The sequence below is a fragment of the Saccharopolyspora elongata genome (assembly GCF_004348985.1).
Taxonomy (GTDB): Bacteria; Actinomycetota; Actinomycetes; order Mycobacteriales; family Pseudonocardiaceae; genus Saccharopolyspora; species Saccharopolyspora elongata.
In genome coordinates this window covers 159,226-179,628 of record NZ_SMKW01000004.1, presented here as the reverse complement: position 1 = coordinate 179,628, position 20,403 = coordinate 159,226, and the positions used below count along the sequence as shown (strand labels likewise).

At 70.2% G+C, this 20,403-nt stretch carries 22 protein-coding genes and 1 pseudogene; 13 read left to right on the top strand and 10 right to left on the bottom strand.

The window, feature by feature from the left end:
• Positions 1-59 precede the first annotated feature (59 nt).
• Positions 60-971 carry a glutaminase gene (locus E1288_RS05005; RefSeq protein ID WP_132481470.1) on the bottom strand — a complete coding sequence of 304 codons (912 nt, stop codon included), beginning with the start codon at positions 969-971 and terminating at the stop codon, positions 60-62.
• 518 nt (positions 972-1,489) lie between these two features.
• Here E1288_RS05005 and E1288_RS48595 point away from each other — a divergent pair.
• Positions 1,490-1,939, top strand: a complete 450-nt coding sequence (locus tag E1288_RS48595) for a hypothetical protein (protein WP_235883344.1) — start codon at positions 1,490-1,492, stop codon at positions 1,937-1,939.
• 8 nt (positions 1,940-1,947) lie between these two features.
• Positions 1,948-2,214: a hypothetical protein gene (locus tag E1288_RS48590; protein ID WP_235883343.1), complete on the top strand. Its 267-nt coding sequence runs from the start codon at positions 1,948-1,950 to the stop codon at positions 2,212-2,214.
• Between the two features lie 12 nt (positions 2,215-2,226).
• Here the strand turns inward: E1288_RS48590 and E1288_RS04995 are convergent, their stop codons facing one another.
• The 4 genes from E1288_RS04995 to E1288_RS04980 form a co-directional block, all read right to left on the bottom strand.
• Positions 2,227-2,940 carry an alpha/beta hydrolase gene (locus E1288_RS04995; RefSeq protein WP_235883342.1) on the bottom strand — a complete coding sequence of 238 codons (714 nt, stop codon included), beginning with the start codon at positions 2,938-2,940 and terminating at the stop codon, positions 2,227-2,229.
• A 178-nt stretch (positions 2,941-3,118) separates the two neighbouring features.
• Positions 3,119-3,688 (bottom strand): TetR/AcrR family transcriptional regulator, encoded by a 570-nt coding sequence (locus E1288_RS04990; RefSeq protein ID WP_132481464.1) that lies wholly within the window; start codon positions 3,686-3,688, stop codon positions 3,119-3,121.
• 259 nt (positions 3,689-3,947) lie between these two features.
• Complete coding sequence (locus E1288_RS04985) at positions 3,948-4,265, bottom strand: hypothetical protein (RefSeq protein ID WP_132481461.1); 318 nt, start codon at positions 4,263-4,265, stop codon at positions 3,948-3,950.
• 43 nt (positions 4,266-4,308) lie between these two features.
• Entirely contained in the window at positions 4,309-4,677 is a 369-nt protein-coding gene (locus E1288_RS04980) for a DoxX family protein (protein WP_132481458.1), read from the bottom strand.
• Between the two features lie 95 nt (positions 4,678-4,772).
• Here E1288_RS04980 and E1288_RS04975 point away from each other — a divergent pair, with 95 nt between their 5' ends.
• From E1288_RS04975 to E1288_RS04965, 3 genes are all read left to right on the top strand, one after another.
• Positions 4,773-5,381 carry a TetR/AcrR family transcriptional regulator gene (locus E1288_RS04975; protein WP_132481455.1) on the top strand — a complete coding sequence of 203 codons (609 nt, stop codon included), beginning with the start codon at positions 4,773-4,775 and terminating at the stop codon, positions 5,379-5,381.
• A gap of 81 nt (positions 5,382-5,462) precedes the next feature.
• Positions 5,463-7,088 (top strand): FAD-dependent monooxygenase, encoded by a 1,626-nt coding sequence (locus E1288_RS04970; protein WP_132481452.1) that lies wholly within the window; start codon positions 5,463-5,465, stop codon positions 7,086-7,088.
• A gap of 34 nt (positions 7,089-7,122) precedes the next feature.
• Positions 7,123-7,995, top strand: coding sequence for an SAM-dependent methyltransferase (locus tag E1288_RS04965; RefSeq protein ID WP_207954178.1), 873 nt, complete (start codon positions 7,123-7,125; stop codon positions 7,993-7,995).
• 233 nt (positions 7,996-8,228) lie between these two features.
• On the opposite strand, the gene E1288_RS04960 is transcribed toward E1288_RS04965, so the two are convergent.
• Positions 8,229-9,251 (bottom strand): Lrp/AsnC family transcriptional regulator, encoded by a 1,023-nt coding sequence (locus tag E1288_RS04960; protein WP_165967987.1) that lies wholly within the window; start codon positions 9,249-9,251, stop codon positions 8,229-8,231.
• 118 nt (positions 9,252-9,369) lie between these two features.
• Here E1288_RS04960 and E1288_RS04955 point away from each other — a divergent pair, with 118 nt between their 5' ends.
• From E1288_RS04955 to E1288_RS04945, 4 genes and pseudogenes are all read left to right on the top strand, one after another.
• A complete protein-coding gene (locus tag E1288_RS04955) occupies positions 9,370-10,908 on the top strand; it encodes an AbgT family transporter (protein WP_207954177.1) in 1,539 nt (512 codons plus the stop codon).
• Positions 10,909-10,940: 32 nt separating this feature from the next.
• A complete protein-coding gene (locus E1288_RS04950; protein ID WP_132481446.1) occupies positions 10,941-12,149 on the top strand; it encodes an amidohydrolase in 1,209 nt (402 codons plus the stop codon).
• Between the two features lie 40 nt (positions 12,150-12,189).
• A pseudogene (locus tag E1288_RS50295) lies at positions 12,190-12,660 on the top strand (amidohydrolase family protein); the annotation flags it as partial.
• Between the two features lie 49 nt (positions 12,661-12,709).
• Positions 12,710-13,519 carry an amidohydrolase family protein gene (locus tag E1288_RS04945; RefSeq protein ID WP_408012978.1) on the top strand — a complete coding sequence of 270 codons (810 nt, stop codon included), beginning with the start codon at positions 12,710-12,712 and terminating at the stop codon, positions 13,517-13,519.
• Between the two features lie 51 nt (positions 13,520-13,570).
• Here the strand turns inward: E1288_RS04945 and E1288_RS04940 are convergent, their stop codons facing one another.
• Positions 13,571-14,158 carry a hypothetical protein gene (locus E1288_RS04940; RefSeq protein WP_132481443.1) on the bottom strand — a complete coding sequence of 196 codons (588 nt, stop codon included), beginning with the start codon at positions 14,156-14,158 and terminating at the stop codon, positions 13,571-13,573.
• A 213-nt stretch (positions 14,159-14,371) separates the two neighbouring features.
• On the opposite strand from E1288_RS04940, the gene E1288_RS04935 reads away from it, so the two are divergent.
• On the top strand, positions 14,372-14,779 hold the full coding sequence (locus E1288_RS04935; RefSeq protein WP_132481440.1) for a hypothetical protein: 408 nt from the start codon (positions 14,372-14,374) through the stop codon (positions 14,777-14,779).
• A gap of 86 nt (positions 14,780-14,865) precedes the next feature.
• On the opposite strand, the gene E1288_RS46730 is transcribed toward E1288_RS04935, so the two are convergent.
• Positions 14,866-15,042: a hypothetical protein gene (locus E1288_RS46730; RefSeq protein WP_165967986.1), complete on the bottom strand. Its 177-nt coding sequence runs from the start codon at positions 15,040-15,042 to the stop codon at positions 14,866-14,868.
• Between the two features lie 76 nt (positions 15,043-15,118).
• On the opposite strand from E1288_RS46730, the gene E1288_RS04930 reads away from it, so the two are divergent.
• The gene (locus E1288_RS04930) at positions 15,119-16,069 is read left to right on the top strand and encodes a phosphotransferase (protein ID WP_132481437.1); all 951 of its coding nucleotides are present in this window, start codon (positions 15,119-15,121) and stop codon (positions 16,067-16,069) included.
• Between the two features lie 161 nt (positions 16,070-16,230).
• On the opposite strand, the gene E1288_RS04925 is transcribed toward E1288_RS04930, so the two are convergent.
• Positions 16,231-17,163 carry a LysR family transcriptional regulator gene (locus E1288_RS04925; RefSeq protein ID WP_235883341.1) on the bottom strand — a complete coding sequence of 311 codons (933 nt, stop codon included), beginning with the start codon at positions 17,161-17,163 and terminating at the stop codon, positions 16,231-16,233.
• A 116-nt stretch (positions 17,164-17,279) separates the two neighbouring features.
• Here E1288_RS04925 and E1288_RS04920 point away from each other — a divergent pair, with 116 nt between their 5' ends.
• On the top strand, positions 17,280-18,782 hold the full coding sequence (locus tag E1288_RS04920) for an MFS transporter (protein ID WP_132481434.1): 1,503 nt from the start codon (positions 17,280-17,282) through the stop codon (positions 18,780-18,782).
• A gap of 19 nt (positions 18,783-18,801) precedes the next feature.
• On the opposite strand, the gene E1288_RS49780 is transcribed toward E1288_RS04920, so the two are convergent.
• Entirely contained in the window at positions 18,802-18,924 is a 123-nt protein-coding gene (locus tag E1288_RS49780; protein WP_268951793.1) for a hypothetical protein, read from the bottom strand.
• A gap of 538 nt (positions 18,925-19,462) precedes the next feature.
• Here E1288_RS49780 and E1288_RS04915 point away from each other — a divergent pair.
• A complete protein-coding gene (locus E1288_RS04915) occupies positions 19,463-20,377 on the top strand; it encodes a C39 family peptidase (RefSeq protein WP_235883340.1) in 915 nt (304 codons plus the stop codon).
• The last annotated feature ends 26 nt before the right edge of the window (positions 20,378-20,403 follow it).

The window sequence follows — 20,403 nt, the reverse complement described above, 5'->3', positions numbered from 1 at the left end:
TTCGCAACGTGCGCGGAGATCCCGCGCGTCGGTCAGCGCCCGCCCGGCGGATCGTCCGGTCAGAAGACCGACCATCCGGTCAGCGTGGTGAAGTGATCGAGCGCGGCCACCCCGGCCACGGAGTTGCCGCGCTTGTCCAGCCCCGGGCTCCACACCGCGATCGCGCACCGGCCCGGCACGATCGAGAGGATCCCGCCACCGACCCCGCTCTTGCCCGGGACGCCGACCCGGTAGGCGAAATCCCCGGCGGCGTCGTAGGTCCCGCAGGTGAGCATGATCGCGTTGATCCGCTTGGCCTGCCTGTGGGCGACCAGCTGCGAACCGTCGCGGCGGACACCGTGCGCGGCGAGGAACAGCCCCGCCAGGGCCAGGTCGCGGCAGCTCATCTCGATCGAGCACTGCCGGACGTAGTGGTCGAGCACGGTCGCCACCGGGTTGCGCATGTTGCCGTAGGACGCCATGAAATGGGTCAGCGCCAGGTTGCGGTCCGCGTGCGCCGCTTCGGAGGCAGCAACCTCCTCGTCGACCCGCAAAGCCGCGTTACCGCTCTCGGCCCGCAGGAACGCGAGCAGCTCCCCGGTGGCGTCGCCGACCAGGGAGATCAGCTCATCGGTGACCGTCAACGCGCCCGCGTTGATGAACGGGTTCCTGGGAATCCCGCGTTCGTGCTCCAACTGGACCAGCGAGTTGAAGGCACTGCCCGACGGCTCCCGGCCGACGCGCCGCCAGAGCGCCTCATCGCTGCGGGCCAGGACGAGTGCGAGGGTGAAGACCTTCGAGATGCTCTGCATCGAGAACGGCGTCTCCCAGTCGCCGACCCCGTGGACGCCGCCGTCGAGATCGGCGAGCGCGATGCCGAAGTGGCCGGGGTCGACTCGCGCGAGCGCCGGGATGTAATCCGCGACCGTTCCGGCCCCGCGCAGCGGGGCGACCTCGTCCGCGATCCGTTCGAGCAGCTGACTCAATTCCACGAAGGACCATCATGTCATCGCCGCGACCAGTCCCCTACCCACGGTGCCCGTTCACGGTCGCCACGGCCCCGGGATCCACCTGTGCCACAAGCTGATCGGTGCCGCTGCGAGGACTTCATTGCCGCGCTGCGCCGACTGCATCGATCATCCGAACCCGACGGCGGGCGGTGAAGGCCGGTCGCGCCGTCTTGGACAGTCCACAAAGGTCTCGGTCAGCGACGACCGGTGCGCAGGCGCGCACCCGGCCTGGTGTGGACCAAGGCGACCGGATCCGCGACGACCGCACTCCGATCCCCGCAGTTTCAATTGAAACTGCGGGATCACCGCCGTCCGCACGGCGTGGGGTTCCCGCAACCGCCAGGTCGGCAGTGCACGGCCATCGGAGGAACTGGCCCGGCGGCAAGATCCACCGGCGGACACAGGGCACCGGGCAAGTCAAGCCGCGCATTGCACGAAGGGCCGTGAGATTTAGCGCACCTGGACCACCGAGCGGCGCGGTTGTGCCAGGGTCTGGCCTCATGCTGATTGCTGAGCTCGCCACGTGGATCTCCGCCGGCCTGGCGATCGTGGCCGTCGGGCTCGCGGCCTGGCAGCTCTGGCTGGCCCACCGCGCGGCCCGCGAAGCACTGGAACGAGCGGAGGCGATGCGCCGCCTGGCGGCGGCCGTGGAAAGCAACGCCGCCAAGGCGGCGGGGTCCGCGCAAGCCTCACGCGCGCAGGCCGAACGAGCCTGGGAGCAGGTGAAGCTGGCCGACCGGCAGCTCGAGGAGGCGCGGCAGGAGCGCCGGACCGCCACCCAGACGGAACAATGGGAATGGGCCTACGCGGTGACCACGGTCGCCCGGGAGCTGGTCGACACGGGCCAGGAGCTGATCCGCAGCGCCCTGGACACCCAGGTGGCCCGCACCACCGCGTCGCCGCGGAGCGCTACTACCGCCAAACCACCCGCCGCTGGCAGGAAACGATGATCAAGGCGGTGGCGCGAACGTCCCCGCCGCTGGAAGTGCAGCAGCAGTTCGTCACGTTCTCCGACGTGCACCAACGCCTCCACGGCCACCTCGGAGTGCTGTTGCGGGCGGTCGAAACGAGCACGCTGGCCGAAGGCGATGCGCTGACCAAGCAGATCCTGGGCCTGCGCCACGAGCTCAACAACGCGCACCGGAACCTGCAGCGAACGGTCAGCGCGAGCCTGACCGCCCCGGACAGCCCGACCCAGCAGATCGCCGCCGCACCCGGCAGCTAGACCGCCCTCGCGTCAGCGTCCTTCGAGGAGTGCCCTGAGCGCGCCGGCGAACTGCGCGGGGCGTTCGATGGGCCCGAGATGGCCTCCGGGGAACTCGTTCAGCGGGAGTCCGAGCCCGGCGGCGAGGGCCGCGGCGGCCCGGTAGGGCAGCTGGCCCCGGGAGTCGATGCCGGCGACGGGGACCAGTCGCGGGCCCACCCCGCCGAGCGCGGACAGATCGACCTCGGCGGTGGTGAACGGGATCAGGACGTGCTCCAGGAACAGCGGTTGGAGCTCGCCGAGCCGGGAGAACAGCTCCAGCATTTCCGGGGTGGGCGGTTCGGGGACGGTCTCGGCGTAGCCGTCGAACCAGTCGCCGGGGTGGCGCAGGTCCGGTGAGTCCGTGCCGGGTTCCGGGGCCGTCATGGTCTCGGTCATGAGCCGGCCCGCTTCGTCCATCCCCTGGGTGCGCGCGGCCGTCCGGACCGCTTCGAGCGCGTCCCGGTAGCGTGCGGCGTCCGGCAGCAGGCCGAGCACCGGGGGCTCGTGGACGACCGCGAGGCGGAGGCGGTCGGGATGGCGGGTCAGCAGGTCGAGGGTGGTAATGGCGCTGGCGCTGAAGGCGAACACGGTCGGCGGCTCGTCGAAGAGCGCCTCGATCAGGCCGAGGGTGTCCTCGACGTAGACCTTCGGGTGCTGGTCGCCGTGCTCGGTGCCCGGCCGCGCCGAGGCCAAGCGGCTGGACATGGCGACGACGCGGTAGTGGTCGGCCAGGTGCGCGGCGATCCCGTCGAGGACGCCGGCGTGGCCGGCGCCGCCGGGCAGGAGCAGCAGCGGGGAGCCGTCGCCGCATTCGCGGTAGTCGATGGGAGTGCCGTCGAGGTTGAGCGTTCCGGTGCGGATGGGTTTCTCCTGTTTCGGGTTTCTAGATCTTCGGCCAGTTGGTCAGGGTGTGGTGGAGCGTGTCGACCGCCCGCCGCCATGAGATGTCGAGACTGTGGTCGGCGGTGAAACCGCCGGTGGCCTCCAGGTCGCTGAAGCCGTGCAAGGTGCTGCGCAGCAACCGGACCGCGTCGGTGGCGTCGGGTTCGGCGAGGTCGTAGCCGCGCAGCAGCGCGTAGCAGACCTCGACGATGCGAGCCACGCCCGCCGATGCGGCGAGCCCCTCGGACGACACCGGGTACCGGGTGGCCGCGTAGCGGCCCGGATGCCCGGTCGCCATGGCCCGGTACGCGTCGGCGAAGGCGATCAGGGCGTCGTAACGGGAGCGTCCCGCCACGGCCGAGCCCAGCGCGTCGGCCCATTCGGTGAGCGCGAGCAGCGCCACGCGCTCCTGCAGGTCGGCGAGGCCCCGGATGTGGGTGTAGAGGCTGGCGTCGCGGACGCCGAAGCGCTTCGCGAGCGCCGCCAGCGTCAGATTCTCGAAGCCGATCTCGTCGGCGAGATCGGCGGCGGCGGACACCAGGGCGTCCGGAGTGATCCTCTCACGCGGCATCAGGTTTCCTAACCTCCCTAGGTTTAAACCTAATATACTTAGGAAAAGCGAGGGTGCAACTAGGGGCGACGGTGAGAAACGTGTCATGAGCCCCAAACGAGATGATCGCCGTTCGTCGCGGTCCTCACCGAGTTGGTCGCGCCGCAGGCGGCCAATGTGGGACACCCAAGGGAAAGCGAGCAGCAACCGACCGGCCAGTGGCGTTAGCGAGCTGTCGGGGCTGCGGCTTCACCCCGCCTGGCCGCCCAGCTCCTTCGCCTTAACTGGCCCGAATAGCTCCAGCCACCCCGACGTGCCCTGGGCTGAACTGTGCGTTCAGTCCAGCAGCTCCTGCGAGCGTTCCCACAGGCGGCCGGGGCGGGGTCGGCGGCGGTGCGGGGACGAGGGCGGCGAGTTCTGCCTGGTCGCTCCAGGTGAGGGCGATCTGGAAGACCAGGACCATGATGTCGATCGGGTCCCAGGCCGCATCGAGGAGGCCGTCCTGCTGCGCGCGGCGGATGCGCGCCGGCTTGCCGACGATGGCGTCGCGGCAGGGACCGGGCTCGCCGTCGGCGGATTCGGCGGCGGGTAGTTCCATGCGACCCCGAGCGATGAAGCGGTGCTGTCACCGCGCTCTTCATTCAGGAAGTCGCGAGCAACAAGGCCATGGTTGTTCCGGTGACCACGGCCAGCACCACGGGCGCCACGGCGTGGGAGCGGTGACGCCGGTGCGCGAAGTCGCGGGCGCGGAGGTGGAATCCCACTGCGCCGATCAACAGCAGCGTGAGACCGGCCGCGGCCGTGATGGCGAGCGGTTTGAGCCAGCGGCCGGTCGCGAGCCCGAGCGCGCCAGAGATCTCCAGGGCGCCGATCGATCGGGTCATCGTCGAGCCGACGCCGAGCCTGAGCAGGTTGGCCGTCACTGGATCCCGCAACAGGACCTTCTGGGCGCCGGCGAGCAGGAAGACGAGAGCGACCAGAGTGCTCAGTGCGTTGGCGGCGAACGACATGGCACGACCTTTCACGACAGCGAACGAACGTTCTTTTTTTAAAATAGAGGCGGCGAAGTTGTCAAGTACGAATGTTCGTTCTATGTTGTGACGCCATGGCACGCATGCCCAAGGAGCACCTCGAAGCCCGCCGCCGCCAGATCCTGGACGCCGCCCGGCACTGCTTCATCCGCAACGGCTTCCATGCCACGTCCATGCAGGACGTGCTGACCGAGGCCGACTTGTCGGCGGGGGCCGTGTACCGCTATTTCAAGAGCAAGGACGACATCATCGCGGCGACCGCCGCCGAGGCTCTCGCCGAGGTCGCGTCGGCATTCGAGGCGGACGACGGCGCGCGGCCGCCGGATCTGGACAACATCGTCGATCTCGTGCTGGAGGTCGAGCGCCCGCCGCTGTCCGGATCGCAGGAGTCGGCCCAGCTGCTGGTCCAGGTCTGGTCGGAGGCGCTGCGATCGCCGTCGCTGCGCACGCAACTGAAGGAGGTCATGACGGAGGCCCGCGGCGTGGTCGGTGGCCTCGTGGCGCGGCATCAGCAGCGCGGACTGCTTCCCGCCGACGCCCCTGCCGAGCACGTGGCCGACGTCCTGATGGCTCTGGTCGACGGGTTTCTGGTGCGCCGCGCGGTATACGGCCACGCGGATTCGGCGGCCTTCAGGAACGGCATGCGAACCCTGATGTCGGCGCCCGCGCAAGCCGCCCGATAGAGATGAACATGCACTCTTGACGACGATCGGAGGAGCATGCTCTTCTAAAAAGAACGATCATTCGTTCTAAGAGGTGGGTTCGTGACTACGAAAGCGGACGTTCTCATCGTCGGCGCGGGGCCGACCGGCCTGGTGCTGGCCATCGACCTGGCACGGCGGGGAGTGATCCCACGGATCATCGACGCCGGGCGCGCGGACCACCGGGAGAGTCGAGCGGTGTCGATCGTGGCGAGATCGCTGGAGATGCTGGACGATCTCGGGCTGGCTCAAGCCGCCATCGAACGAGGTGTCCCGCTGCACACGCTGAACTTCTACCAGGGCACAACGGCCCTGGCCGAGATGGACGTGACGGCCGTGGACTCCCCGTTCCCGCTGGACCTGTGCATCCCGCAGTGGCAGACGGTCACGCTGCTGCGCGAGCGCGTCGAAGAACTCGGAGTCACCATCGAATGGGGCACCCGCCTGGTCGGGCAGCAGGCCGGCGAGCACAGCGTCAGCGTGGAACTCGGACACGGGGACGGTCGCGGCGAACGGTGCGAGACCCGCTGGCTGATCGGCGCCGACGGCGCCCACAGCACCGTGCGAGAGACGGCGGGAATCACCCGGGAGAGAGCCGACCTGAAGCGGGGGTTCATCCTGGGCGACGTCGCTGCGGACTGGCCGCTCACGCGGGACCGCTTCCATGTCTACTTCGGCAAGTCCGGCCTCGTGGCCGTCTTCCCCATGATCGGGGGCTACTGGCGCATCCTGGCCAGCACGCCGGACGACCAGCCGCCACAGACTCCAGGGCTGGACGACTTCGCCGCCTACGTCGCCGAACGCACGCCCCTGGACTCTCGCGTACGCGATCTGCAGTGGAGTTCGTCGTTCGTGGCCCGCGAGAGCCTGGCCGACCGGCTTCGCCAGGGCCGGGTCCTCCTAGCCGGCGACGCCGCGCACAGCCACAGCCCGGTGGGCGGTCAGGGCATGAACACGGGCATGCAGGACGCCTACAACCTGGGCTGGAAACTCGCGCTCGTCGTCGCCGGGCTCGCCGAGGAGTCCCTCCTGGACAGCTACGAGGCCGAACGGTGGCCCGTGGTCAAGGCCGTGGTCGAGGCGACCTCGGCCACCACGAAGGTCGCCACCGGCAGCACGCTGGTCGCCCGCAGAGCCAGGCGGCACGCGCTGCGCCTGTTCGGCCGGCTCAACCCCGTGCAGCAACGGCTGTCGAACGCCTTCGGCGAACACCTCGTCCACTACCGCGACAGTGACCTCGTCTCCGAACGCTGGCACGAATCGCAGGCCAGAGCGTGGAGTGACGTCGCCTGTACCGGACCGGAAGCCGGCGAGCTGGTACGGGACGTCTACGTCGAGAACCGTGAGGGGCCGGTGGCGCTCCGGCACATCCTCCGGACGCCGGGCCACCACCTCGTCCTGTTCGCGGCGGACGCGACGGACTCCGCCACCCTGGCCGCCTGGCAGGCCTCCGCACACGAGGCGATGACCGGGCACGGCGAGGTCCATGTCATCACCCGCGGCCACCTGCCGCACGACCCCGAGGACGGAGTCTTCGCCGACCTGCGCAGCGAGGCGCACAACCGCTACGGCGTTCGCCGCCCCAGCCTGTACCTGATCCGCCCGGACAAGTACGTCGGCTTCCGCGGCGACAACGTCGACTTCGCACCCGTGAGCGACTACTTCCGCGCCCTGGGCGCCCGCCCGTGACACCGCCTGCCGAGAAGAGGAGTTGGACAACCCCGTGACACAAGAACCGACCGCCCCCAAAAGCCTGGCCGGAATCGGCGCGACCGCCTTGGGCGTAGCTCTCCTGCGCGCCCAGGAGAGCAGCCGACCGGACCGGCTGTTCGACGATCCCTACGCGCGGCACTTCCTCCAGGCCGTCGATCCGGCCATCAGCCCTTGGGCCGCCGGGCCTTCTCCGGCGACCGCACGATTCCTGCAGATCATGGCCGAGCAGGTTGCCATCCGCACCCAGTCCCTCGATCGCGCGCTACTGGATGCCGCCGAGGGAGGATGCGAGCAGGTGGTCCTGCTGGCGTGCGGCATGGATGCCCGCGCGTTCAGGCTCGCCTGGCCGCCCGGCACCAAGGTCTTCGAGCTGGACTTCGCCGACGTGCTCGCATTCAAGGCAGCCGTGCTCGACGGCCGCGGCGCGACCGCCGCGTGTCACCGCGTCGAGGTCGCCACCGACCTGCGCCAGGACTGGCCGCGCGCGCTGACGGAGTCCGGCTTCGACCCGGAGCGGCAGGCCGCCTGGCTGGCCGAGGGCATCCTGTACGCGCTGCCGCCCGAAGCCGCCGACCTGCTCCTCGACCGGATCACCGCCCTCTCCGCCCCAGCAAGCGTGCTCGCCCTGGATCACATGGAGGACTCCGAGCTGCTCCGCAGCGCCCGCGCGGACATCGCCGCCGAACTCGTCGACCTGTGGCGCGGCGGCCCCACCGAGAACCTTGATGCCTGGCTAACCCGCCGCGGCTGGCAGCCCACCGTGACGGGCATCGCCGAGGCCGCGGCCGCCTGCGAACGCCCGATTCCACCCGCGTTCGATCCCGCCCGCGCCGACGCCGGCCGCGGCTGGCTGGCCACGGCACACCTCCCGAAACCTCGCTAACGCCGGGCGGCGATTTCGCGCGAAATCGCCATCTAGCGTCAGGCACCGGCGCCTTCGGGATCAGCCGGGCGGAGCCATTCTGCCAAGTCACAGCAAGATCAACGCCGTTTGGGGCTCATGACACGTTTCTTACCGGCACCCAACTAGGCCGGCGCCCGGACGGATCTGCGGGGTGGCGCGGGCGGGCGGCCACCGGACGAGGGCAAGGCGCACCCGGGTGATGGCGGGCGTGATCAGTCGTTCCACATGGCCAGCGGGACCATGTCGCCGGCGAGGTCGCCGTCGTGCAGCAGGCGCCCCGCGCGCTTCACGTGGCGCAGGCAGAGTGCCCGGTCCACGATGCTCACCTGCGGGAACAGGTCGCCGAGCCGGCGCTCGATGAGCTGGAGCTCCTTCGGCCTGCGCAGCCACACGCTGAACAAGAGGTTCGCCATGCCGCCGGTGATCCCGGCGCACACCCTCGTTTCGGGCAACGAAGCGATCAGCGCGGCCGCGCCGGGCAGGTCGGCGGGCGGCACGTTCGCCCAGACCGTGGCCGACATCGGGACCTCGGCGAGCACCCGGGACACCTCGCAGCGCATGCCGACCATCCCGGACGCCAGCAACGCGTCGACGCGGCGGCGCGCCGTGCTGACGCTGATCCCCGCCCCCTTGGCGAGATCCGTGTACGACGCGCGCGGCGCATTCGCCAGCAACCGCAGCAGGTTTCGGTCGACCGGCCGGAGCGCCTGGATCGAGAAGCCCTTGCCGCCGGGCCGCGAGCGCCTGATCCGCTCCTGCTGAGCGGCATCGAGCCCGCCGAGGTTCCAGTCACCGCCCTGGGCGTACAGCTCCGTGACGACCTGCACCCGGGTGGTCTGCGCGCCCGGGATCCGCTGCAGGTCGCCGAGCAGGAACTCGGTCAGCTCGCCGAGATCGCCGACCATCACCGTGAAGTACAGGTCGCGGCCGCCGGTGACGTGCTCCGCGGTGACCACGGCCGGTAGCCGCGAGGCCTGCTCGGCCACCGCCAGCACCTGCCCCTGGGCGCAGTCGACCTCGATGAAGGCCATGCAGACCGGCTCCGGGTAGTACGGGCCGGGATAGCAGGTCAGCCAGACCGCCCCGGCCTCGCTCAGGCGCTCCCAGCGCCGGGCCGCGGTCGCCGCGTCGACCTGCAGCACCTCGCCGACCAGCGCCCACGGAGCGCGCGGGGCGATCTGCAGGGCGCTGATCAGATCCAGATCCAGTTCGTCGAGATTGGCAAGTTCGCGCATTCGATCTTCCTGAGAACCACTTTCCCGCAGCTTAGCCCGGTCGGCCGAAAACAGTACCCAGGATGTGCGCACCAAAGACCACCCGGACGTACTAGGGGACTCAGTGGCGAGGACCAAGGTGAGAACGACGCCAGGAGCCGGCAGCAGGGCTCTGGCTGCGACGTTGAACGTCGTGGAGCGGGTCGGCAACGCGTTGCCCCACCCGTTCATGCTGTTCGTGTACCTGTCGATCTTGATCGCCGCGGTGTCGGCCGTGGCCGGCTGGCTCGGGGCGTCGGTGGTGCACCCGGGGACCGGCAAGCAGGTCATGATCCACAGCATCCTCTCCGGCGAGGGGCTGACGTACGTGGTGACCAGCGCGCTGAAGAACTTCGTGGAGTTCCCGCCGCTGCCGCTGGTCGTGGTGCTCATGCTCGGCATCGGCCTCGCCCAGCAGGTCGGGCTCATCGAGGCGGTCCTGCGCCGGGCGCTCGCCGGGGTGAAGCCCCGCTACGTGACGCTCACGGTGATGCTGGTGGGCATCATCAGCCACCTGGCCTCGGACGCCTCGGCGCTCATCGTTCCGCCGCTCGCGGCGATGGTCTTCCTCAAGATGGGCCGGCATCCGCTGGCCGGGCTCGCCGCCGGCTTCGCCGCCACCGGCGCGGCGTTCACGGCGAACTTCGTGATCACCAGCACGGACGTGCTGCTGTCCGGCATCACCACCGCGGCCGCCGGGATCGTCGCACCCGGAACCACCGTGTCGCCGCTGGCGAACTACTTCTTCATGCCCGCATCGGCGGTCATGCTCGCGGTCGTCGGCACGATCGTCACGGAGAAGATCATCGAGCCCAGGCTGGGCACCTACACCCCCGATCCGGACGACGACGCCGAAAGCCCGGCCGCGGAGCCCGCCCTGAACGGCAAGGCCCTGCGCAACGCCGGCATCACCGCCGTGCTGTACCTGCTCGCGGTCGCGATCGTCACCGCCGTGCCCGGTTCCCCGCTCCGCAATCCGGAAACCGGCGGCCTGCTCAAGTCCCCGCTGCTGGAGGGGATCGTGCCGATCCTGCTGATGTTCTTCGTCAGCACCGCCATCGCCTACGGCGTCACCGCCCGCACGATCACCAGCACCTCCGACATCCCCGCGCTGATGAGCAAGTCGATCAAGGAACTCTCCGGCTTCCTCGTGCTGATCTTCGTCGCGGCCCAGGCGATCGCCTGGTTCACCTGGTCCAACCTCGGCCTGCTGCTGGCGGTCCACGGTGCCGCGCTGCTGAAGTCCCTCGGCATCGGCGGCATCCTGGGGCTGGTCGGATTCAGCCTGCTCACCGCCGCGTTGAGCCTGGTCATCGCCAGCGGATCGGCGCTGTGGTCGCTGGAGGCGCCGACGTTCGTGCCGATGTTCATGCTCCAGGGCGTTAATCCGGCCTACGTCCAGGCCGCCTACCGCATCGCGGACTCCTCGACCAACATGATGGTGCCGCTGAGCCCGTACATCGCCATCCTGCTCGGCTTCATCCAGCGCTACGACAAGAAAGCGCGCTTGGGCACGCTGTTCTCGCTCATGCTGCCCTACACCGCCGCGTTCTACGCCAGCTGGCTGCTGTTCTTCGTCGTGTGGCCCGCGCTCGGCATCCCGATCGGGCCGGGCGAGACGTTCCACATCGGACGCTGACCACCCACCCCCCACCCATCTAGGAGGAAGTCCTGTCCACCCACGATTCCGGCACCGCCCTGCTGGACACCGTCACCGGCCTGGTCGAGGCGCTGCGACCGGAGATCCTCGACGTCAGCCACCGGATCCACGACCGGCCCGAGATCCGCTTCACCGAGCACCACGCCGCGAAGCTGCTCCGCGACTCGCTGAGCGCGCACGGGTTCGACGTCCGGGAGCGGGTCGCGGACCTCGACACCGCGTTCGTCGCCGAGTTCACCAACGCCGGCGACCACGAAGGCCACCTGCCGACGGTCGCGATCTTCCTGGAGTACGACGCGCTGGAAGGCTTGGGGCACGGCTGCGGGCACAACACGATCGCCGCGGCCGGGCTCGGCGCCGCGATCGCCGCGAAGCGCTGGCTGGCCGACCACCCGGGCACCGCCGCGCGGATCCTCGCGGTCGGCAGCCCCGGCGAGGAAGGCGGTGGCGGCAAGGCCTACCTGATCGAGGCGGGCGTGCTGTCCGAAGTGGACGCCGCCATGATGGTCCACCCGACCGGCGCGAACCGCGTCCACATGCCCTCGTTGGCGCGCGAGGCCGTGGAATTCGTGTTCACCGGTGTCCCCGCGCACGCCGCCGACACCCCGCACGAGGGGCGCAACGCCCTGGACGCCGCCACCCTCGCGCTCAACGCCATCGGCCTGCTGCGCCAGCAGATCCGCCCGGAATCCCGCGTCCACGCGATCATCACCGACGGCGGGCAGGCGCCCAACATCATCCCGGAGCGCACGGCGATCAGGGCCTTCGTCCGCTCCCCCGACACCCGCTACCTCACCGATCGGCTCGTCCCCGCGGTCCACGACTGCGCGCGCGGAGCCGCGCTGGCCACCGGAACGGACGTCGAGATCCGCCGGTCCGCGCCTGCCTACGCCGCCATGCGCAGCAACGCCGTGCTCGCCGAACTCATCACCGGCACGCTCGTCGCGATGGGCCGGGAACCCGGTGCGGAGCTGCCGAACCGCGCCGGGGGCTCCACCGACATGGGCAACGTCAGCCAGGTGGTGCCGTCGGCGCACCCGCTCCTAGAGCTCGTCCCCGGCGTCACCATGCACACCCACGAAGCCGCCGAGGCGGCCGGTGCCGCGGCGGGCGACCAGGTCGCCTTGGACGGAGCGACGCTGCTGGCCACCACCACCATCCAGCTGCTGACCGAGCCTGACCTGCTGCGGCAGGCGAAGGAGGCGTTCGCCCAGGAGTGACCGGAAGGCAGCCACGTGGCAGGCGCCGGAATCGACGGGGATGCCCGCGATTCCGGCGCCTGCCGAGGAAATCGAGCGAGAGCGAGGAACCATGAGTCACGGCGGAACGATCCGGTTGACCAACGTACGGATCATCGACGGCACCGGCGGCTCCCCCGTAGAGGACGGCGAGGTCGTTGCGGCGGACGGACGGTTGACCTACGTCGGTCCCCGGCGCGAGCACGCCGAGGTCACGCCGGTCCGGACGGTCGACGGGGGTGGCCGCACCGTGCTGCCCGGCTTCTTCGACACCCACGTGCACGCCACCATCGCGGTCGAGGAGAACGCGCGGAACGTGGTGTCCGACGCCGGGAGCTACGCGACGCTCAAGACCGCCCGGCGGCTGCGCCAGACGCTGGACGCGGGCATCACCACGATCCGCGATCTCGGCGGGCTCGACCACGGGATGCAGCGCGCCCTCGACGACGGGCTGATCACCGGCCCCCCGGGCCCGGATCGCGGTCCAGGTGATCTCGCCGACCGGCGGCCACGCCGACCTGACCCTGCCCAACGGCAAGGTGATGCCGCTGGTGAACGTTCCGAGCCTCTGCGTCGCCGATACCGACGAGGAAGTGCTCACCACGGTGCGCACCCTGATCCGCTCCGGCGCCGACATCATCAAGGTCTGCACCACCGGCGGGGTGTCGAGCCCGACGGACCAGCCGGACGACCTCGGGATCACCGAGCACCAGATCGCGCTGATCCGCGCCGAGCTCGAACGCCATTCGCGACCCCGCCAGATCGCCGCGCACGCGCAGGGCACTGCAGGCATCCTGGCGGCGATCCGCGGCGGCGTCGACAGCGTCGAGCACGGCTACGAGATCGACGACGAGGGCATTGAACTGATGCTCGACAAGGGCACCTTCCTGGTTCCGACGCTCAGCGCTGCCCTGCGGGTACCGGATCCGGCGCTCGTGCCGCCGTACCTGTACGAGAAGAAGGTGCGGTGGTCGGAGATCGCCCGCGAGAACCTCGCCAGGGCCATCCAGGCCGGGGTCCAGGTCGCGCTCGGCACCGATGCCGGCGTCTGCCCGCACGCGCGCAACCTGCTCGAACTGGCACACCTGGTGGACCTGGGCATGTCCCCGTCGGACGCCATCGTCGCCGGCACCGCCAACGCGGCGCGGCTGCTGGGGCTCGCCGGCGAACTGGGCACGCTGGAGGTCGGCAAGATCGCCGACCTCGTGGCCGTGTCGGTCGACCCGCTGACCGACATCGCCGCCCTCGCCGACCCGGATGCCATCGAACTCGTCGTCAAGGACGGTGTGGTCGTCAAGGACCTCACCACCGCCGCGACGACCGGCGTGGCCGCGGCCTCGCGAACCGCTTGACGTTCGGCGAAGCGGCAGGGGGTGGGCGGCCCGTCCACCCCGACGCCGGTGTCATCGCTGGTCATCTCGCCAGGTGTCGAATTCCTCCGCAGTGGTCACGCCGTGGTCCAGCACGGCCCGGTACACCTCGTAGCTGGCGACGCCGTCGGCCGGTCTCCTCGCGAGTTCTTCCTTGATGGCCAGCACCAGGGCCCGGTGGTCGTCGTCGAGCCTGGGCGCGAGGGTTCGCAGGTGTTCGAGGTCCGGTTGCCGGTCGGGACGATCGACGAACCAGATGTCCAGCGTCCAGTCCGCGCCGTCCAGGGCCCGGTAGGAAACGCCCAGGTACAGGCCGTCCGGGTAGCGGGGGTCGGTGTTCCACATCCCGGTGTCGTCGCGGAACCGGACCTCCCGGACCCGTTCCAGCACCGCGAGTTCCGCGCCGATGCGCGCGACGGCCAGGTGGACGTCCCGGTCCAGTTCCCGGCAGACGACGGTGACGTCGAGATCCCGCCGCACCATGACCCCCAGGGCCGAGCTGCCGACCTGCACCGGCTCACCGACCGCGCTGAGAACGGCCATCAGGTCGAGCTCGGCGGCCACCCGGCGAGCCTCGCCGTTGATGAGTTCCTGCTGCTCCAAAAGGCGTTCCGTCGTCATGCCCCGGATTCTGCCGGGCGCGCACCACCTCCTCACACGGCAGGCGGCTTGGAGGCCCGGGCTAATCTCCCGCGGTGTACTCGCAGAGGACGTCTGCCGCCACTGCTATTGCACAGCAGCCGAAGGGCTGGACGGCCGCAGCTTGGTGCCCCGGATGACCTACGTCCTGTGCAATCGCATGGCCATCGGTGCCGGCGGCGATAGGGTTGTCCGGTGACCACTGATCGTCCCGACCCCGAAACGGCGTTGGTGCGCTCCCTCCGGGAGCGGGGATTCGCGGTCGAAGCCGGCGGCCCCGGAAACTACCGCGTGACCGCACACGGCGGCACCCCGCTGCCGTTCCGGCCTCGGCTGAGCCTGCCCGGCCACCTGCTGACCCGGTACCTGGACGAATTGGACCGGACTCCGGGTGCCACGGCCGGGCTGAGCGCGTTGTCGCTCACCGAGATCCATCTGGAGGAAGCCCTCACGACGGCAGGTGTCGACGGCCGGAACCGGACGACCGCGGTCGGTGTGCGGCGTGCGCGAGGTGTCGTCGAGTGGTTCTGGCACCGTGAAGCCGCGCCGGGCGACGAGGTTCCAGCGACCGACCCGGAATGGCGCGCCGACCGGCCGCGGTAACCCGCGTCGCAACCGGACGGCGAAATTGCCACGGCCTGCACCCGACCGGACGATCCGATCAACTGGCCACTGTGGACACCAGCGGATCACTCCTCCGCGCGGCCGGATCGCCGGACCGCACGGTGGTGGAGCGCCGCGACGCCGATGACGACCGCCAGGGCCGCCAGCGGTAGCAGCGGCAACGCGAGCAGCAGGATCCCGCCCGCCGCGGCACCGGCCACCACCGCCAGCAGGAGCGTGCCGGTCAGGTACGTGGTGGACACCTTCGTGCGGCAGCCCGGTTCCCGCCCGCGGAACCACCGTCACCTGGCGGCCGTGCGAAATGGAACAATCGGGCCCATGACCGAGTTCGCGTCGCCGCAGCAGATCGCCCACCGCACCTCCGCCGCAGTCGACGCGGCCGTCGGGGCGGGACGCGACCTGGGGCTCACCGTGACCGATGCCCGGGTGCTCCACGACCTGTTCTCCGTCGTCGTCCACCTCGCGCCCGCACCGGTCGTGGCCCGGATTCCCACCGTGCTGCCGCACAACACCGGGCTCGACTCCCTGGTGCGCCGCCAGCAGGCGGAACTGGATGTGACGCGGTGGCTCGCAGATCAGGGAACGCCCGTGATCCCGCCCAGCCCCCTCGTGCCCCGGGAACCCGTTCAGCGCGACGGGTTCTCGATGACGTTCTGGCAGTTCGTCGAGGAGGCCCAGGACGGGGAACCTGACTACGTGGCGAACTCCGAGCTCGCCGCCGACCTGCACGCCGCGCTGCGCGCATACCCGGGCCCGCTGTCGTTCCTGTCCTCGGCCGAACCGCAGTTCGTCGCGGAAAGCCTTGCCCTGCTGGAAAAGCGCCCCGACCTCATCGGTCCGGCCGAGCTCGATCGCGCAAGCCGGGAGTGGCAGGTCCTGGAACCGCTGGTCAGCTCGCGCGCCGCGTTCGAAGGGGCGTTCCCCGGGGTCGACCTCCAGCCCATCCACGGCGACTCCCCGCCCGCGAACATCTTCGCCGGGGTGGCCGGGCACCTCTTCGCCGACTTCGAACTGGTCACGCTGGGCCCCGTCGAGTGGGACCTGGCCGCGCTCGGCCCCGACCTCGAAGCCGCCTACAACCGCGGCGCGCAGCGCAACGGCCTGCGGCCGTTGAACGACGAAGTCATGAAGTTCGTGAACGCCGTGGGGATGCTGCGGGTCATCGCCACCCTCACGCTCGTGCCGCAACTGCCCGTGTTGGAGGAGTACCTGAAGCCTGCCGTCGCCCACTGGCAGGCGATGCCGTTCGCCGGCGGCATGACCAGCTGACACCGGCGAGCACTGTTCCGGCTACCGCTCAGCGATGAGCTTGGTTTCGCTGAGCATTCCGGACGGTTCGATTCCCACAGCACCGGCGGCTGTTCCAGCACCGGCCCGTCCGCACCACGGGTGAGTCCGCCGGCCAGGTCGAATCGGAATCCGTCCAAGTGTCACGCCAATCGGAGCGCCTTCTCGTCGTCGTGACTGATCACAACGCGCTCGGCGGCTTCTGCGAACGCCCGCACCCGAGCCGTTTCCCCCGCCGTGCGCCACACCAGCGCAACCTCTGAGTCCGGCATGCCGCGCAGCGGCACGAGCGCGATGTCCGGACGCGCGTAGTACCGGGACACCGATTCGACCACGGGCGACACGCCCTGCCCGTTGGCGATCGCGGTCAGCAGCTCCTGGAAGGTGCGCACGGCCTGGCGGCGGTTGATCGGCCGGCCGCCCGGCGTCGTGGTCGGGACGTGGAACTCCCACCAGTAGTCCGGTGCCGGGCCCACCACGTCGATGACCTCCACCCGGGCCAGGTCCTCCACCGACACCGAGGAACGCCCGGCGAACGGGTGACCGACCGGGACCGCGAGCATCCTCGGTTCCGACAGCAGCACCGGCCCCACCGTCAGGTCCGGCTCCGCCACGGGCAACCTGGTGATCAGCGCGTCCACGTCGCCGATGCGCAGCGGGCCGAGCGGGTCGGCGCAGTGCACCTCGGTCATCCGCAGCTCGCAGCCGGGGTGCTGGGTGCGGAACTCGGTCACCAGCTCGGCGGTCCACTCGTTGGCACCGGAGCCGAGGAAGCCGACGTGGAGGACGCCCTCGATGCCGCGCGCAGTGGCGGAAGCCCGTTCGACCGCGCGGTCCAGCTGCCGGTAGGCGTCCTTGACGTCCTGCCAGAACTGCTTGCCCAGCGGGGTGAGTGCGACGCGGCGGCTGGTGCGGTCGAACAGCCTTCCCCCGATGCGGCGTTCCAGGGACTGGAGGTTCTGGGTGACCCGCGGCGGAGACACGTGTAGCCGTTCGGCGGTGCGCCCGAAGTGCAGTTCCTCCGTCAGCACCAGGAAGGTCTCCAACTCGCGGAACTCCACCCCGATCGCCCCCATCGTTAAACGTGCCTTAGCGAACCTACCGCAGTTCGGCGTTGTTCCCCCGCCCGTTCGAGCCGATTCTCGACCACGAACGCACGAACGAAGTCCTTGATCCGAAAGGTTGAACGTTCATGGCACCGCCCAAATCCCCGGGCACTGCGCCGGCCGAGGCCGACACCGGGAAGCTCTCCGCCCAGCAGTGGCTGATGCTCGTCGCGGTGATGACCGGCACGTTCCTGTCCATGCTCAACGACTTCATCGTCAACGTCGCCACCCCGGCCATCCGCGACGAACTGGGCGCGAGCTTCGCCGAGGTACAGCTCATCATCGGCGGGTACATCCTGGTCTACGGCGTGGTGCTGGTGACCGGCGGCCGGCTCGGCGACATCTTCGGGCACCGCAAGATGTTCCTCCTGGGCAGCGGCCTGTTCACGCTGGCATCGCTGGCCTGCGGGCTGGCGCCCGATCCCGCGCTGCTGATCGTGTTCCGCATCGTGCAGGCGCTCGGCGCCGCCATCTTCTACCCGCAGGTGCTGTCCATCCTGCAGCTGACGTTCACCGGTCGCGCGCGCGCCAAGGCATTCAGCGTGTTCGGTGCGACGATCGGGCTCGCCTCCATCGCGGGCCAGCTCATCGGCGGCGTGTTGATCGGCGCCAACCTGTTCGGCCTGACCTGGCGGCCGATCTTCCTGATCAACGTGCCGGTCGGCCTGATCGCCATCGCGATCGCCGCCGCCACCCTGCCGAAGCTCGCCGACACCGCCAAGGCGCGGCTGGATTCGCTGGGCGTCGGCCTGCTGACGGTCACCCTGGTGCTGCTGATCTTCCCGCTGATCCAGGGCCGCGAACTGGGCTGGCCGTCGTGGATCATCACGCTGCTGGTCCTGGCCGTCCCGGCGCTGGTCGTCTTCCTGCTGTGGGAACGGCGGGTCGCCAGCCGCGACAACTCACCACTGGTGCCGCAACAGCTGTACAAGATCCGCAGCTTCAGCGCGGGAAACGCGATCGCTCTCCTGTTCTTCGCGGGCAACAGCGGCCTGTTCTTCCTGCTACCACTGCAACTCCAGGCCGGTCTCGGCCGCACCGCCCTGTACGCGGGCCTCACCTTCACCCCGCTGGCGGCGACGTTCACGATCGGTTCGCTGCTCGCCCCGAAGTTGCAGCCCAGGCTGGGCAACCACGTGCTGAGCCTCGGCTACGCCGTCAACGTCCTCGGCAACGTCGCCATCCTGTTCACGGCGATCAACGCGGGCGCCGGCATGACCGGCTGGATGCTGGCACCGTCGATGGCGGTGATCGGCCTCGGCCAGGGCCTGGGCATGAGCCCGCTGGTGGCGGCGGTGCTGGTCGACGTCCCGGAGAAGGACGCGGGCGCGGCCTCCGGCGTCATCCAGACGATCATGCAGGTCGGCATGGCGTTCGGGGTCACCGTGATCGGGCTGGTGTTCTTCACCGTCCTCGGCGCCGACACCGCGCCGGCGGCCTACAGCCAGGCGTTCATCGCCGCCCTGGTCGCGCAGCCGGTGCTGGCGCTGCTGGCGTTGGCGCTCGTCCCGCTGCTGACCAGCCGGCACGAAGCCACCGGTCACGTCCCAGCACCGGAGAACGCCTCCGACACCACCGCCGTGCACTGAATCCAGAAGCCCCACCATTTCACCGCCACTTCCTCCCGGGCGTCACGTCGAGCTCGACTTCGCCGGCGGCCGCGACGAACTCGCCGGGCACCGCCCGGGCTGGGCGGCGGTCCGCGCCGCGCTGATCTGGCCGGACGGCCACGTGGCGTGGGCCACCGAGGACCCGGCCGCACCCGGGCCCAGTCCGTGGTGAGCCCGGCGCAGCCGGTGAGATCAACTCCGGGCGAACACACGACGACGCTTGCAGGCCCGACCGGTCACCGCAGCCCCTGTGCCCAGGCTCACGATCGCATTTTGGCCGATCTTCGCGGGTCGGCTCGCGAGGAACCGATCTCGGCCCTGACGAGCCGGGAGCCGGTGTCTTCGACCCTCTCCGCGCGGCGGGTTTCCAGGCTCCTCACCAGTGCAAATGTCGCCAGCGGCGTTGATGGCGCGGGATCCCGGGGCGGCCGCTTCCGGGAATTGCCGGGGAGTTATCGACCGATCAACGCCAACCACTACGGAGCGGAGTCAAAGCGGGTCAAATACCGACCTGATCAGGTGACACGTTGAAGCCTCGGTGACTCTTAGTTACGTTGCTAGTGGCTGTACATCACGGTCCGGTCACGACGCCTCGCCCCGAGAGGCCACCGCACCCCGGCGGTGTTGCCCGGATCCTTCCCCGACCCGGAAAGGCGCACGTGCACAAGCATGGCAACGCGGGCGGCCGCACCCCGAAGGCCGCAGTCCGCGCACTCGTTGACAAGTTCGGCCCGAAGGCGGACGGTGCCGCCCGCATCGGCAAGGTGTCCGGCAAGGTGCTCCCGGTGGTCGTCGCCGGTGGCGCGCTCGTGATGGTCGGTCAGCCGCTGCTGGCCGGCGCGGGCCCGGAGCAGGCCGCTCCGCACCCCGCGCAGATCCGGACCGTCGACAACGAAGCTCCGCTGGCCCCTGCCGCCGCCCCGGCGCCCGAAGCCCAGGCCGCCCCCGAAGCCCCGGCCGCTCCCCCAGCCCCGGCGGCCCCTCCGGCCCCGGAGGCCCCCGCCGCTCCCCCGGCTCCGGCCGCCCCGGCCCCGGCGGCCGCCCCGCCGCCGGTCACCAAGTCCCTCGACGTCGACTACCAGGCGCAGAAGACCAGCTACTGGTGCGGCCCCACGGCGGCCCGCATCGCGCTGTCCAGCAAGACCGACGCGCTGCCGGACCAGGGCGCGCTGGCCGCCGAACTCGGCACCACCGAGAACGGCACGGACACCATCGGCCAGGTCGTCGACGGGCTCAACAAGCAGCTCGCGGGAACCGGCACCCAGTACGTCGCCCGGGACTGGAGCGACCGCGCGCTGACGCCGGAGATGACCGAGCAGCTGTGGTCGGACACCGTCCGCAACGTCACCGACGGCAAGGCGATGGTGGCCAACATCGTCGCGGCGCCCGGCAACCAGCCGCCCGGCTACCCGTCGAGCCAGACGATCTACCACTACGTGGCGATCGTCGGCTACAACGCGGCGGACAAGACGGTGCACATCTCCGACCCGGCGCGGTTCAGCGGGATCGAGGACTACTGGCTGAGCCTCGACCAGCTCGCCTCGCTGATCGAGCCCAAGGGCTACGCCGCCTGACGAACAGCACCCATCACCGAGAACCG